Below are 15,371 nucleotides of genomic sequence, written 5' to 3'. Positions count from 1 at the left end.
AAAGGAAGGACGCCAAACATGGCGAAGCTCAGCAACGAAGAGCTCATTGAAGCTTTCAAGGAACTGACCATCATCGAGCTCTCCGAGTTCGTCAAGCTCTTCGAAGAGACCTTCGAAGTTACTGCTGCTGCTGTTGCAGTTGCAGGCCCGGCTGGCGCCGGCGCTGGCGAAGAAGTTGAAGAGAAGACCGAATTTGATGTCATCCTCGAAGCTGCCGGTGAAAAGAAGATCGCAGTGATCAAGGAAGTTCGCGCCATCACCTCCCTCGGCCTCAAGGAAGCCAAGGACCTGGTTGACGGTGCACCGAAGGCTGTTCTCGAAGGCGCCACCAAGGAAGCCGCTGAGAAGGCCAAGGAGCAGCTCGAAGCTGCCGGCGCCACGGTTACTGTCAAGTAACTCGCGTTTTCAGGAAGCCCCGTCCGGATTCGTCCGGGCGGGGCTCCCTGCATGTAAGAGCAACGCGGGGTCACTTACGGCCCACTGAGTGCTGCTGGATGGGCCGTAAGTGACCCCGCGTTGCTTGTGGAACAGTCAGATGGGGTCGCTGATGTCAGCTACTACGGCCTGCAGCGCGGACGCCAGCTCATCGGCCTTCACGAAAGCGCTGAATCCGTGCTCGCCTGCGCCCATGGAGATCCTGCGTCCGGCGATGCTGGCATCCGCGTAGACCGGCCAGGGCTTCGAACTTCCCAGCGGCGTGATGGTGCCGCGCTCATAGCCGGTTGCCTCGAAAGCGATGTCGGCCGAGGGCATGGACAGTTTATTGACACCCAGAAGGGCGCGCAGCTTGGGCCAGGAGATCTGCCGGTCACCCGGAACCAGCGCAAACAAGAACGTGCCATCCCGGTGCTTGACCACAAGGGACTTCACGATGTCGGCCGGTGTGATCCCCATGATCCGGGCCGCTTCGTCAAGGCTGCTTGCCGCTGCCCGCTCCACGAGTTGGACGTCGAGTCCGCGGGCTGCCGCGTCGGCGAGGAATCGCTCAGTGCCCCGCATTCATGCTCCATTTCCAGTCATGGCAGCGCCCGCTGCCGAATACGCCGAATACCTAGTCTCGGTAGAGAAGCAGTGCTTCGCCCTGCCCGCCGCCACCACAGAGGGCAACCGCCGCTTTGCCCTTACCGCGGCGCTTCAGCTCGTGGGCCGCGTGGAGAGCAAGGCGCGCTCCTGAAGCGCCGATCGGGTGTCCAATCGCAATTGCTCCGCCGTGGATATTGCACTTCTCCAAGGGATAGTCCAGGTCCTTCAAGGACTGGACCGCAACCGAGCCGAATGCTTCGTTGATCTCGATGAAGTCCAGGTCGGCCGTTGTCCACCCCGCGCGGTCCAGCGCGTGCCGTATCGCGTTGGAAGGCTGCGAATGCAGGCTGTTGTCGGGTCCCGCTACCTGGCCGGGCTTGCCGACGACGGCAAGGTAGTCAAGGCCGTTTTCCTCGGCAAAGCCGCGGCTCGTGAGCACGAGCGCGGAGGCGCCGTCGGACAGGGGAGAGGAGTTGCCGGCTGTGATGGTGCCGTCGGTGGCGAAGGCGCCCTTCAGGGGGGCCAAGGTCTCAAGCGTGGTCTGGGGGCGGACGCCTTCGTCACTTGTTAGCACCAAGGGTTCTCCCTTGCGCTGTTTGACGCTGATGGGTGTGATCTCGCGGTCGAACACTCCTTGCGCGGCAGCCGCAGCCGCGCGCTGGTGCGAAGCGGCGGCCACTTCATCCTGGGACCGGCGGTCGATTCCTAGGGAGAGGTTCTTGATCTCGGTGGACAGGCCCATTGACTGACCATCAAACGCATCGGTGAGGCCGTCATGGGCCGCGACGTCGAGGGCCTGGATCGCCCCGTAGCTCCACCCTTGCCTCGAGCCGGGCAGCAAGTGGGGAGCGCGGCTCATCGATTCCTGGCCTCCGGCAACCACGACGGCGGCGTCGCCGCTGCGGATCATTCGCGCGGCATCGATCACGGCAGTCAGTCCGGAGAGGCAGACCTTGTTGATGGTGACGGCAGGGATGTTCCAGCCGATGCCGGCGGCGATGGCGCTTTGCCGGGCCGGATTCTGGCCGGCGCCCGCCTGCAGGACCTGTCCCATAATTACTGCGTCCACTTTGTCCGCGGTGAGCCCGCTCGCCGCAATAGCGCCCGAAATAGCATGAGCACCGAGCTCGACGGCGGTGAGCCCGGCCAGTTGCCCGTTCAACCGTCCCTGTGGGGTACGGCTGGCGGAAAGGATGACAACGTCGTTGTTGTTGTCCGTTGTGTCTGAGGGGGTGCTCATTTTCTCTCTTCCGATCAAGGGTGGTGAGCCTAGGTTACCGTGGCGTACATCACCTCTCCATTCAACAATGGAGCCTGGACCAACATTCCGCCCACGGCAGTATGGGTCCAGGCCCCATAGGTGCCTGCGGCAACTGTGCTTGCATTCGGGCCCGATGTGGGGTAGACAGGTGGGTTGATTTGCCGTATTGTGGATATTTGCGTCTTCCCTGTTAACCTTCAGCCTTCATATAGCGGTGGGCTTTACCTCTCAGCTGCGCCATCGACGTGCCGTTAGAACGAGCATGGTCTTGGCCGGCCGGGGTCCCGGGTCATATAGCGGAACCGGAAAGGTACACTGCGGATTCAATCTGCAGGGTGCAAGCGGGGGAGATCTGAAAACGCCTGAAGGTCTGTGGAAGGATCCCTCTTGGTCGCCTCGAGCACCTCTAATAACGAAACCGCTAATACGGCAAGCACCGATGGTGCAACTCGCCGGCTCTCATTCGCAAAGATTCACGAACCGCTGGACGTTCCGAATCTGCTCGCATTGCAGACAGACAGCTTTGACTGGCTGGTCGGAAACGAACGCTGGCAGTCGCGGGTAGCGAAGGCCGTCGAGGAAGGCGACCTGAGCGTCGCCACCACCTCTGGACTTGCTGACATCTTCGAAGAGATCTCCCCCATCGAGGACTTCCAGGGCACTATGTCCCTGAGCTTCTCCGAGCCGGAGTTCGCTGATCCGAAGTACACCATGGCCGAATGCAAAGACCGTGACGCCACTTACTCGGCACCGCTGTATGTCAAGGCCGAGTTCATGAACAACAACACGGGTGAAATCAAGCAGCAGACCGTGTTCATGGGCGATTTCCCTCTCATGACCGAGAAGGGAACGTTCGTCGTCAACGGCACCGAGCGTGTCGTCGTCTCCCAGCTGGTCCGTTCGCCGGGCGCCTACTTTGAGCGCACCGCTGACAAGACCAGCGACAAGGACATCTTCACTGCAAAGATCATCCCGTCCCGCGGTGCATGGTTCGAGCTCGAAATCGACAAGCGCGACCAGGTCGGCGTACGCCTCGACCGCAAGCGCAAGCAGTCGGTCACCGTTCTGCTGAAGGCCCTTGGTTGGACCGAAGGCCAGATCCTCGAAGAGTTCGGCCAGTACGACTCCATGCGCGCAACGCTGGAGAAGGACGCCACCGAAACCCGCGAAGACGCCCTGCTGGACATCTACCGCAAGCTGCGTCCGGGCGAGCCGCCCACCGTCGAGGCTGCCCAGTCCCTGCTGGACAACCTGTACTTCAACGCCAAGCGCTACGATCTGGCCAAGGTCGGCCGTTACAAGATCAACCGCAAGCTCGGCATCGACCGCTCCCTTGGCGACAAGGAAGCTTCGGTCCTGCACGTTGAAGACATCGTGGCCATGATCAAGTTCCTCGTCGCGCTTCACGCCGGCGAGAAGACCCTCATGGGCAAGCGCGATGGCGAAGACCACGAGCTCCGCGTCGAGATCGATGACATCGACCACTTCGGCAACCGTCGCATCCGCGCCGTCGGCGAACTGATCGAGAACCAGGTCCGCACCGGCCTGTCCCGCATGGAGCGCGTCGTCCGCGAACGCATGACCACGCAGGACGTCGAAGCGATCACGCCGCAGACCCTGATCAACATCCGCCCTGTCGTGGCAGCCATCAAGGAGTTCTTCGGAACGTCCCAGCTGTCGCAGTTCATGGACCAGAACAACCCGTTGTCGGGTCTGACCCACAAGCGCCGTCTGTCGGCTCTTGGCCCGGGTGGTCTGTCCCGTGACCGCGCAGGCATGGAAGTCCGAGACGTCCACCCGTCACACTACGGACGTATGTGCCCCATCGAAACTCCTGAAGGCCCGAACATCGGTCTGATCGGTTCGCTGGCTTCCTACGGCCGCATCAACCCGTTCGGTTTCATCGAGACCCCGTACCGCCTGGTCTCTGAGGGCGTCGTTTCCGATGAGGTCCAGTACCTCACCGCCGACGACGAAGCCGAAGTCCTGATTGCACAGGCCAACGCACCGCTGGACGCCGACAAGAAGTTCGCGGAAGAAACCGTGCTTGTCCGTGCCCGTGGTGGTGGAGGCGAGCCCGTCCTGGTTCCGGCCGGCGAAGTCCAGTTCATGGACGTTTCCCCGCGCCAGATGGTGTCGGTAGCTACCGCTCTGATTCCGTTCCTCGAGCATGACGATGCAAACCGCGCACTCATGGGTGCCAACATGCAGCGCCAGGCCGTGCCGCTGGTCCGTTCCGAGGCCCCGTTCGTGGGCACCGGCATGGAGCGCGCTGCCGCCGTCGACGCCGGTGACGTTGTCATCGCGAAGAAGGCCGGTGTCGTCAACGAAGTTTCCGCTGACCTCGTCACCATGCTTAACGACGACGGCACGGAAACCAGCTACCGCATCAACAAGTTCGCCCGTTCCAACCAGGGCAACTGCTACAACCACCGCGTCCTGGTCAACGAAGGCCAGCGCCTCGAAGTCGGCGGCATCATCGCTGACGGCCCGGCAACGGACCAGGGTGAACTCGCCCTCGGTAAGAACCTCCTCGTGGCATTCATGTCATGGGAAGGCCACAACTTCGAGGACGCCATCATCCTGTCGCAGCGCATCGTCGCTGAGGACGTTCTTTCCTCCATCCACATCGAGGAGCACGAGATCGATGCCCGCGACACCAAGCTTGGTGCCGAGGAAATCACCCGTGACATCCCCAACGTGTCCGAGGAAGTCCTCGCAGGACTGGACGAGCGCGGCATCATCCACATCGGTGCCGAAGTTGAAGCCGGCGACATCCTGGTCGGAAAGGTCACCCCGAAGGGTGAAACCGAACTGACTCCGGAAGAGCGCCTCCTCCGCGCGATCTTCGGCGAGAAGTCCCGCGAAGTGCGTGACACCTCCCTGAAGGTTCCCCACGGTGAGTCCGGCACGGTTATCGGCGTGCGCGTCTTCGACCGCGACAACGACGACGAGCTGCCCCCGGGCGTCAACCAGCTGGTCCGCGTCTACGTTGCTGCCAAGCGCAAGATCACCGACGGTGACAAGCTCGCCGGCCGCCACGGTAACAAGGGCGTCATCTCCAAGATCCTCCCGATCGAAGACATGCCGTTCCTTGCCGACGGTACGCCGGTGGACATCGTCCTGAACCCGCTGGGTGTTCCGGGCCGCATGAACGTCGGCCAGGTGCTCGAAACGCACCTCGGCTGGGTCGCGAAGACCGGTTGGAAGATCGAAGGCGAGCCGGAGTGGGTCAAGAACCTCCCGAACCTGCCTCGTGAATCCGGCCAGACCACTGTCGCCACCCCGGTGTTCGACGGTGCACGCGAAGAGGAAATCACAGGTCTGCTGGATTCCACCAACGTGACCCGCGACGGCGACCGCCTGATCGACTCCTCCGGCAAGACCCGTCTGTTCGACGGCCGCTCCGGCGAGCCGTTCCCGGACCCGATCTCCGTGGGCTACATGTACATCCTGAAGCTCCACCACCTGGTGGACGACAAGATCCACGCACGCTCCACCGGCCCGTACTCCATGATCACGCAGCAGCCGCTGGGTGGTAAGGCACAGTTCGGTGGCCAGCGCTTCGGTGAAATGGAAGTGTGGGCGCTCGAAGCATACGGCGCTGCCTACACCCTCCAGGAACTGCTGACGATCAAGTCGGATGACATCCACGGCCGCGTGAAGGTCTACGAAGCCATCGTCAAGGGCGAGAACATCCCCGAGCCTGGCGTTCCGGAATCCTTCAAGGTCTTGATCAAGGAAATGCAGTCGCTGTGCCTGAACGTGGAAGTTCTTTCCACGGACGGTACGACGATCGAAATGCGTGACTCTGATGACGCAGTCTTTACGGCTGCGGAAGAACTGGGCATTGATCTGTCTCGCGCAGAGCCCAGCTCCGTAGAAGAGGTCTAAACAGCCGCTCTGGCTGGCGGTGCAGACCGCCAGCCAAGGCAGCTGCCTCTTTCCGTAAACCCAAGACTTCAGAATTTAGAGAACAAGAGAGAACAGGGACCATATGTCCAGCGAATCCTCCTTCGGCCTCATGCAGATCGGCCTCGCCACCGCGGAAGACATCCGCGGCTGGTCTTACGGTGAGGTCAAGAAGCCGGAAACCATCAACTACCGCACGCTCAAGCCCGAGAAGGACGGCCTCTTCTGCGAGAAGATCTTCGGCCCGTCCCGGGACTGGGAATGCTACTGCGGCAAGTACAAGCGCGTGCGCTTCAAGGGCATCATTTGCGAGCGTTGTGGCGTTGAAGTCACCCGCGCCAAGGTGCGCCGCGAGCGCATGGGCCACATTGAGCTGGCCGCTCCCGTCACGCACATCTGGTACTTCAAGGGTGTTCCCTCCCGCTTGGGTTACCTCCTTGACCTGGCACCGAAGGACCTTGAAAAGGTCATCTACTTCGCTGCCTACATGATCACCAGCGTCGACACCGAGAGCCGTCACGCGGAACTGCCGAACCTTCAGGTGGAGCACGACCTCGAGAAGAAGCAGCTCGTCGACAACCGCGACAGCGACATCGCCACGATCGCCCGCGATCTTGAGGACGAGCTTGCCCGCCTCGAAGGTGAAGGCGCCAAGGCTGCAGACAAGAAGAAGGCCCGCGACTCTGCGGACCGTCAGATGGCCAACGTCCGCAAGCGCGCGGATGCTGAGATCGAGCGCCTCGAGCAGGTTTGGGACCGCTTCAAGAACCTCAAGGTCGCCGACCTCGAAGGTGACGAAGGCCTGTACCGCGAACTGCGCGACCGCTACGGCATGTACTTCGAAGGCTCCATGGGTGCCGAAGCCATCAAGAAGCGTCTTGAGAACTTCGACATGCAGGCAGAGTCGGAGTCCCTGCGCGACACCATCCAGAACGGCAAGGGCCAGCGCAAAACCCGTGCCCTCAAGCGCCTGAAGGTTGTCAACGCATTCCTGACCACCAACAACAGCCCGCTTGGCATGGTGCTGGACGCCGTCCCGGTGATTCCGCCGGAACTGCGCCCGATGGTCCAGCTGGACGGTGGCCGCTTCGCGACCTCCGACCTCAACGACCTCTACCGCCGTGTGATCAACCGCAACAACCGACTCAAGCGACTGCTTGACCTCGGTGCTCCGGAGATCATCGTCAACAACGAGAAGCGCATGCTTCAGGAAGCTGTTGACAGCCTCTTCGACAACGGCCGTCGCGGCCGTCCGGTCACGGGTCCGGGCAACCGTCCGCTGAAGTCCCTGAGCGACATGCTCAAGGGCAAGCAGGGTCGTTTCCGCCAGAACCTGCTCGGCAAGCGCGTCGACTACTCCGGCCGTTCGGTCATCGTCGTCGGCCCGCAGCTGAAGCTGCACCAGTGTGGTCTGCCCAAGCAGATGGCCCTGGAGCTCTTCAAGCCGTTCGTGATGAAGCGACTGGTTGACCTCAACCACGCGCAGAACATCAAGTCGGCAAAGCGCATGGTCGAGCGTTACCGCCCGCAGGTCTGGGACGTGCTGGAAGAGATCATCACCGAACACCCGGTGCTGCTCAACCGTGCACCTACCCTGCACCGCCTCGGCATCCAGGCATTCGAGCCGCAGCTTGTTGAGGGCAAGGCCATCCAGCTTCACCCGCTGGTCTGTGGCGCCTTCAACGCCGACTTCGACGGCGACCAGATGGCAGTCCACCTGCCGCTGAGCCCCGAGGCGCAGGCTGAAGCCCGCATCCTGATGCTGTCTTCCAACAACATCTTGAAGCCGTCTGATGGCCGTCCGGTGACCCTGCCTTCGCAGGACATGATCATCGGTCTGTACCACCTGACCACCAAGCGCGTTGGTTCCGCAGGCGAAGGCCGCATCTTCTCCTCGGTTGCGGAAGCCATCATGGCCTACGATGCACGCGAGCTGCACCTGAACTCCCAGGTCAAGATCCGCCTTGAGGGCTTTGTCCCTTACGCCGGCTGGGAAGCTCCGGAAGGTTGGGAGCCGGGTCAGACTGCACTGGTTCAGACCTCCCTCGGCCAGGTTCTCTTCAACGAGACCCTGCCGGAGGACTACCCGTGGGTTGAGGCTGTTGCCGACAAGGGCGAGCTTTCCCGGATCGTCAACGACCTCGCAGAGCGCTACCCGAAGGTTGTCACGGCTGCAACGCTGGACAACCTGAAGGACGCCGGTTTCTACTGGGCAACCCGCTCGGGCGTCACCGTGGCAATCTCCGACATCGAGGTGCCCACCTCCAAGCCGGCCATCCTGGCCGGTTACGAGACCATGGCTGCCAAGATCCAGGGCCAGTACGACAAGGGCCTGATCGACGACGACGAGCGTCGCCAGGAACTGATCGAGATCTGGAACAAGGCCACCAACGAAATCGCCCAGGCGATGCGTGACAGCCTGTCCCCGATGAACACCATCAACCGCATGGTGTCCTCCGGTGCACGTGGTAACTGGATGCAGGTCCGCCAGATCGCGGGTATCCGTGGTCTTGTGGCCAACCCGAAGGGTGAGATCATCCCGCGTCCGATCAAGTCCTCGTACCGCGAGGGCCTGTCGGTGCTGGAATACTTCATCGCCACGCACGGTGCCCGTAAGGGTCTGGCCGACACCGCGCTGCGTACCGCCAACTCGGGTTACCTGACCCGTCGTCTGGTGGACGTCTCGCAGGACGTCATCGTCCGCGAAGAGGACTGTGGCACCGAGCGTGGTCTCATGACCGCAATCGCGGTGCCGGACTCCAACGGTGAGCTGGTCCTTGACGAGAACGTCGAGAACAGCGCCTACGCACGTACCCTCGCCGTCGACGTCGTCGACTCCAAGGGCGCAGTGCTGGCAGCTGCCGGCACCGACTGCGGCGATGTCGTCATTGCCGAGCTGCTCGCAGCCGGCATCACCGAGGTCAAGGTCCGCTCCGTGCTCACGTGTGAGTCCAAGGTCGGTACCTGTGCACTCTGCTACGGCCGTTCGCTGGCCACCGGCAAGACCGTGGACATCGGAGAGGCCGTCGGCATCATCGCCGCTCAGTCCATCGGTGAACCCGGTACCCAGCTGACCATGCGTACGTTCCACACCGGTGGTGCTGTTTCGGCCAGCGGTGGCGACGACATCACCCAGGGTCTGCCCCGTATCCAGGAGCTCTTTGAAGCCCGTACTCCGAAGGGTGTTGCACCGATTGCTGAAGCAGCCGGCCGCATCGCCATCGAAGAGTCCGAGCGCCAGATGCGCCTCATCATCACCCCGGACGATGGTTCCGAGGAGATCGCCTACCCGGTGCTGCGCCGTTCCCGCCTCCTCATCGAGGATGGCGAGCACGTCAGCGTCGGCCAGAAGCTGATCAACGGTCCTGTGGACCCGAAGCAGGTTCTGCGCATCATGGGACCGCGTGCCGCCCAGAAGTTCCTGGTGGACGAGGTCCAGGGCGTTTACCGCAGCCAGGGCATTGGCATCCACGACAAGCACGTGGAAGTCATCGTCCGTCAGATGCTGCGCCGCGTGACCGTCATCGAATCCGGCGACTCCGATCTGCTTCCGGGCGAGCTCGCTGAGCGCAGCCGCTTCGAAGACGAGAACCGTCGCGTGGTGTCCGAAGGCCGTACCCCGGCTTCCGGTCGACCGGAACTCATGGGTATCACGAAGGCATCTCTGGCAACCGAGTCCTGGCTGTCGGCCGCTTCCTTCCAGGAGACCACCCGCGTTCTGACGCAGGCGGCCATGGAAGGCAAGAGCGACCCGCTGCTTGGCCTCAAGGAGAACGTCATCATCGGTAAGCTCATCCCGGCCGGTACGGGTCTGCCCCGTTACACCGAGGTCACCGTGGAGCCGACTGAAGAAGCAAAGGCAAGCCTGTTCACGGGCCCCAGCGCCTTCACCGACTTCTCGTATGACGCCCTGGGCGGCGACGGAGCTCCCGAGTTCCACGCCATCCCGCTGGACGACTACGATCTCGGCAACGACTTCCGCTGAGAAGTCTGCAAGTCAAGGTAAGGACCCCGCACTCAGTGAGTGCGGGGTCCTTCCCGTTAGCGCCCGACGACGACGGCGGGCGGCACCCGCCGTTGTGGTTCATCCCTTTACACCCGATTAAGGCCCTAGATCAAGCCATGCTAGAATTTTGGTAATTGTTCTGTGTGGCAGTGGATGAAGGCCGCCGCAGCATCATTTCGGTTTTGTTCTCATGATGCTTCGGTGGAGCCTGTTTCCGGGTTGCGGGCTACGTGCGCAACGAATGCCGAACTTTTGCACGCCCATCGGGTCTTCGGACCAGGGCCGCAGGGACAACGCCAAAGCTCTCACGCAAAGACAGGCCAACGCCTGGGCGCGGAGCAGAGATCAACCAACGGAGAACACGAAAGTGCCTACGATTAACCAGCTGGTCCGCAAGGGCCGCACGCCGAAGGTCTCCAAGACCAAGGCTCCCGCGCTTAAGGGCAGCCCGATGCGCCGCGGTGTTTGCACCCGCGTTTACACGACCACCCCGAAGAAGCCGAACTCGGCTCTCCGTAAGGTTGCACGTGTGCGCCTCAACGGTGGCGTTGAAGTTACCGCCTACATCCCCGGTGTTGGCCACAACCTCCAGGAGCACTCCATCGTGCTGGTCCGTGGTGGTCGTGTGAAGGACCTTCCGGGTGTCCGTTACAAGATCGTCCGTGGTGCCCTCGATACCCAGGGTGTCAAGAACCGCAAGCAGGCCCGCAGCCGCTACGGCGCAAAGATGGAGAAGAAGTAATATGCCTCGCAAGGGTCCGGCCCCGAAGCGGCCGCTAGTTTCCGATCCCGTTTACGGTTCCCCGTTGGTCACCCAGCTGATCAACAAGGTTCTGATCGACGGCAAGAAGTCCACCGCAGAGCGCATCGTTTACGGCGCACTCGAAGGTGCACGCGCCAAGTCCGGTGGCGACCCCGTCGCCGCCCTCAAGAAGGCCATGGACAACGTCAAGCCTTCCCTCGAGGTCCGCTCCCGCCGTGTCGGTGGCGCAACCTACCAGGTTCCTGTTGAGGTCAAGCCGGGCCGTTCCACTGCTCTCGCTCTCCGCTGGTTGGTTGGCTACTCCAAGGCCCGCCGCGAGAAGACGATGACCGAGCGCCTCCAGAACGAAATCCTGGATGCGTCCAACGGTCTCGGTGCCGCTGTGAAGCGTCGCGAAGACACCCACAAGATGGCCGAGTCGAACAAGGCCTTCGCACACTACCGCTGGTAAAACTTCCCGTACGCCGCCGGCTCCCTGAGCTGGCGGCGAACGTGTAGTCCATCCGAAAGGGAGACACCGTGGCACAGGACGTGCTTACCGACCTTAGCAAGGTCCGCAACATCGGCATCATGGCCCACATCGATGCCGGCAAGACCACCACCACCGAGCGCATCCTGTTCTACACGGGTGTGAACCACAAGATCGGCGAAACGCACGACGGCGCTTCGACGACCGACTGGATGGAACAGGAAAAGGAACGCGGCATCACCATCACGTCTGCCGCCGTGACCTGCTTCTGGGACAAGAACCAGATCAACATCATTGACACCCCGGGCCACGTGGACTTCACGGTTGAGGTCGAGCGCTCGCTGCGCGTCCTCGACGGTGCCGTTGCTGTCTTCGATGGCAAGGAAGGCGTTGAGCCGCAGTCCGAGACTGTTTGGCGCCAGGCCGACAAGTACAACGTGCCGCGTATCTGCTTCGTCAACAAGATGGACAAGCTCGGCGCTGACTTCTACTTCACCGTAGACACCATCATCAGCCGCCTCGGCGCCAAGCCGCTTGTTCTCCAGCTGCCGATCGGCGCAGAGAACGACTTCATCGGCGTCGTGGATCTCCTTGAGATGCGCGCCCTGGTGTGGCCGGGCGATGCCAAGGGTGACGTCACCATGGGTGCCAAGTACGAGGTCCAGGAGATCCCCGCCGATCTCCAGGCCAAGGCTGAGGAATACCGTGCACAGCTCGTTGAGACTGTGGCCGAGGCTTCCGAAGAACTCATGGAGAAGTACCTCGAAGGTGAAGAACTCACTGTCGAGGAGCTCAAGGCCGGCATCCGCAAGATGACCATCAACTCCGAGCTCTACCCGGTTCTCTGTGGTTCTGCCTTCAAGAACCGCGGCGTACAGCCGATGCTGGATGCTGTTGTTGACTTCCTGCCGAACCCGCTCGACGTCCCGCCCATGGTCGGCCACGACCCGCGCGACGAAGAGAAGGAGCTCACCCGCAAGCCTTCTGCCGAAGAGCCGTTCTCGGCCCTGGCGTTCAAGATTGCCGCGCACCCGTTCTTCGGCCAGCTCACCTTCATCCGCGTGTACTCCGGTCACGTGGAAGCAGGCGCCCAGGTGGTCAACTCCACCAAGGGCAAGAAGGAGCGCATCGGCAAGCTGTTCCAGATGCACGCCAACAAGGAAATGCCTGTTGAAGGCGCTACCGCGGGCCACATCTACGCAGCAATCGGTCTGAAGGACACGACCACGGGCGACACCCTGTGCGACGCGAACAACCAGATCGTCCTCGAGTCCATGAGCTTCCCGGAGCCCGTGATCTCGGTTGCCATCGAGCCGAACACCAAGGGTGACCAGGAGAAGCTCTCCACGGCTATCCAGAAGCTCTCTGCTGAGGACCCGACCTTCCAGGTCTCCCTCAACGAGGACACCGGTCAGACCATCATCGCCGGCATGGGCGAGCTCCACCTGGACATCCTGGTGGACCGCATGCGCCGCGAATTCAAGGTCGAGGCAAACGTCGGCAAGCCGCAGGTTGCTTACCGCGAAACCATCAAGCGCGCTGTAGAGCGTCACGACTACACGCACAAGAAGCAGACCGGTGGTTCGGGTCAGTTCGCAAAGATCCAGATCGCCATCGAGCCGATGGACACCGCCGACGGCGAGCTCTACGCGTTCGAGAACAAGGTCACCGGTGGCCGCGTGCCCCGCGAGTACATCCCGTCCGTTGACGCGGGCATCCAGGATGCACTCAACGACGGCGTTCTGGCCGGCTACCCGGTTGTCGGCATCAAGGCCACGCTGATTGACGGCGCGTACCACGATGTTGACTCCTCGGAAATGGCGTTCAAGATCGCCGGCCGTATGGCTTTCAAGGAAGCCGCACGCAAGGCGAACCCGGTTCTGCTCGAACCGCTGATGGATGTTGAGGTCCGCACCCCTGAGGAATACATGGGTGAAGTAATCGGTGACCTGAACTCCCGCCGTGGCCAGATGCAGTCCATGGAAGATGCCGCTGGTGTCAAGGTGATCCGTGCGCACGTTCCGCTGTCCGGCATGTTCGGCTACATCGGTGACCTGCGTTCGAAGACCCAGGGCCGTGCTGTGTACTCCATGACGTTCAACAGCTACGCCGAGGTCCCGAAGGCAGTTGCCGACGAGATCATCCAGAAGAACCGCGGCGAGTAATCTCCGACGGATAAACCAGGATGCTTGCCCGTTCCGGGTAAGCATTCAGTGCAGGCGCCGGGCTGTAGCCCAGGCCGCAGTCCGGTCCCTGCGCGAACAGACTCCAGGTACCGGCATTGGTCCCTGAATCTGCAATTTCACCAAATCCAAAGCCCCCAAGTAGACTTGCTGGAGTTTCTGCCGCGAAAAGCGCGGCCGAGGAGCAACTCACTTGAAATCGTTCTAGGAGGAACCTGTGGCAAAGGCAAAGTTCGAGCGGACTAAGCCGCACGTCAACATCGGCACCATTGGTCACGTTGACCACGGTAAGACGACGCTGACTGCCGCCATTTCCAAGGTGCTGTACGACAAGTACCCCACTCTCAACGAGCAGCGCGACTTCGCGTCGATTGACTCTGCTCCGGAAGAGCGCCAGCGTGGTATTACCATCAACATCTCCCACGTTGAGTACCAGACCGAGAAGCGCCACTACGCACACGTAGACGCTCCGGGTCACGCTGACTACATCAAGAACATGATCACCGGTGCTGCCCAGATGGACGGTGCGATCCTCGTGGTTGCCGCCACTGACGGCCCGATGGCTCAGACCCGCGAGCACGTTCTGCTCGCCCGCCAGGTTGGCGTTCCCTACCTGCTGGTCGCGCTGAACAAGTCCGACATGGTCGACGACGAAGAGCTTCTCGACCTCGTTGAAATGGAAGTTCGCGAGCTGCTCAGCGCTCAGGGCTTCGATGGCGACGACGCTCCGGTTGTGCGTGTTTCCGGCCTCAAGGCACTCGAAGGCGACCCGGTTTGGGTCAAGTCCGTCGAGGACCTCATGGAAGCTGTCGACAACTCGGTTCCGGACCCCGTTCGTGACCGCGACAAGCCGTTCCTGATGCCGATCGAAGACGTCTTCACGATCACCGGTCGTGGCACCGTTGTTACGGGTCGCGCCGAGCGCGGTACCCTCGCGATCAACTCTGAAGTTGAAATCGTTGGTATCCGTCCGGTCCAGAAGACCACCGTTACCGGTATCGAGATGTTCCACAAGCAGCTCGACGAAGCATGGGCCGGCGAGAACTGTGGCCTCCTGCTCCGCGGTCTGAAGCGCGATGACGTCGAGCGTGGCCAGGTTGTCGTCAAGCCGGGTTCCATCACCCCGCACACCGACTTCGAGGCCAACGTCTACATCCTTTCCAAGGACGAAGGCGGACGTCACAACCCGTTCTACTCGAACTACCGCCCGCAGTTCTACTTCCGTACGACGGACGTAACCGGCGTTATCACCCTGCCGGAAGGCACGGAAATGGTTATGCCTGGCGACAACACTGAGATGACCGTTGAGCTCATCCAGCCGATCGCTATGGAAGAGGGCCTCGGCTTCGCAATCCGTGAAGGTGGCCGCACCGTTGGTTCGGGACGTGTCACCAAGATCCTCAAGTAGTTTCTGCTTGTAGATCGGTGAAGGACCGGCCGCCTGGCGTCCGGTAGCAAACCAAAGAAGAACCCCGTCACTATCGTGGCGGGGTTCTTCTTTTGCCATGCAACGCGGTTACGCCTTGGCATCCTCCGGGCCGGCATTGATCGTCCTTGCCGTCTGGCGCCTCAGCAGGACCGCGCCCTGATAGCGTTGCTTCAAAGGAGGAGTGCGGAATGGGATGGCTCATTTTTCTGGTTGTGGTGGTTGTGGTGGTAGCTGGCGTGATGTGGGGAAGGAAATACTTCCGCCGCGAGATCGAGCGCGCAAAGCGCATCAATCGGTCGAACCGGAAAGATTGATTTAGCACGAT

Annotated in this window: 10 protein-coding genes; 8 read left to right on the top strand and 2 right to left on the bottom strand. The window is 61.7% G+C overall.

What is annotated here, in order from left to right:
* Positions 1-18: 18 nt before the first annotated feature.
* The gene (rplL, locus tag AB4Z38_RS08420; protein WP_441429287.1) at positions 19-396 is read left to right on the top strand and encodes a 50S ribosomal protein L7/L12; all 378 of its coding nucleotides are present in this window, start codon (positions 19-21) and stop codon (positions 394-396) included.
* A 135-nt stretch (positions 397-531) separates the two neighbouring features.
* Here the strand turns inward: rplL and AB4Z38_RS08415 are convergent, their stop codons facing one another.
* Together AB4Z38_RS08415 and AB4Z38_RS08410 are read right to left on the bottom strand one after the other, a co-directional pair.
* A complete protein-coding gene (locus tag AB4Z38_RS08415; protein ID WP_441429286.1) occupies positions 532-999 on the bottom strand; it encodes an aminoacyl-tRNA deacylase in 468 nt (155 codons plus the stop codon).
* Between the two features lie 52 nt (positions 1,000-1,051).
* Positions 1,052-2,263, bottom strand: coding sequence for an acetyl-CoA C-acetyltransferase (locus AB4Z38_RS08410; RefSeq protein WP_441429285.1), 1,212 nt, complete (start codon positions 2,261-2,263; stop codon positions 1,052-1,054).
* Positions 2,264-2,671: 408 nt separating this feature from the next.
* Between AB4Z38_RS08410 and rpoB the strand changes: the two genes are divergently transcribed.
* From rpoB to AB4Z38_RS08375, 7 genes are all read left to right on the top strand, one after another.
* Positions 2,672-6,178 carry a DNA-directed RNA polymerase subunit beta gene (gene rpoB, locus AB4Z38_RS08405; protein WP_078108119.1) on the top strand — a complete coding sequence of 1,169 codons (3,507 nt, stop codon included), beginning with the start codon at positions 2,672-2,674 and terminating at the stop codon, positions 6,176-6,178.
* Positions 6,179-6,281: 103 nt separating this feature from the next.
* Positions 6,282-10,181 carry a DNA-directed RNA polymerase subunit beta' gene (locus AB4Z38_RS08400; RefSeq protein ID WP_441429284.1) on the top strand — a complete coding sequence of 1,300 codons (3,900 nt, stop codon included), beginning with the start codon at positions 6,282-6,284 and terminating at the stop codon, positions 10,179-10,181.
* 388 nt (positions 10,182-10,569) lie between these two features.
* Positions 10,570-10,944 (top strand): 30S ribosomal protein S12, encoded by a 375-nt coding sequence (gene rpsL, locus AB4Z38_RS08395; protein WP_009358312.1) that lies wholly within the window; start codon positions 10,570-10,572, stop codon positions 10,942-10,944.
* A gap of 1 nt (position 10,945) precedes the next feature.
* Positions 10,946-11,416, top strand: coding sequence for a 30S ribosomal protein S7 (rpsG, locus tag AB4Z38_RS08390; RefSeq protein WP_059387355.1), 471 nt, complete (start codon positions 10,946-10,948; stop codon positions 11,414-11,416).
* A 68-nt stretch (positions 11,417-11,484) separates the two neighbouring features.
* Positions 11,485-13,599 (top strand): elongation factor G, encoded by a 2,115-nt coding sequence (fusA, locus tag AB4Z38_RS08385; RefSeq protein ID WP_236812282.1) that lies wholly within the window; start codon positions 11,485-11,487, stop codon positions 13,597-13,599.
* A gap of 235 nt (positions 13,600-13,834) precedes the next feature.
* Positions 13,835-15,025: an elongation factor Tu gene (tuf, locus tag AB4Z38_RS08380; protein WP_028265109.1), complete on the top strand. Its 1,191-nt coding sequence runs from the start codon at positions 13,835-13,837 to the stop codon at positions 15,023-15,025.
* A 209-nt stretch (positions 15,026-15,234) separates the two neighbouring features.
* Entirely contained in the window at positions 15,235-15,360 is a 126-nt protein-coding gene (locus AB4Z38_RS08375; protein WP_268818815.1) for a hypothetical protein, read from the top strand.
* The last annotated feature ends 11 nt before the right edge of the window (positions 15,361-15,371 follow it).

The organism is Arthrobacter sp. 2RAF6 (genome assembly GCF_052115205.1).
In the GTDB taxonomy this organism is placed as follows: domain Bacteria; phylum Actinomycetota; class Actinomycetes; order Actinomycetales; family Micrococcaceae; genus Arthrobacter.
This window is presented reverse-complemented; position numbering and strand designations above follow the sequence as displayed.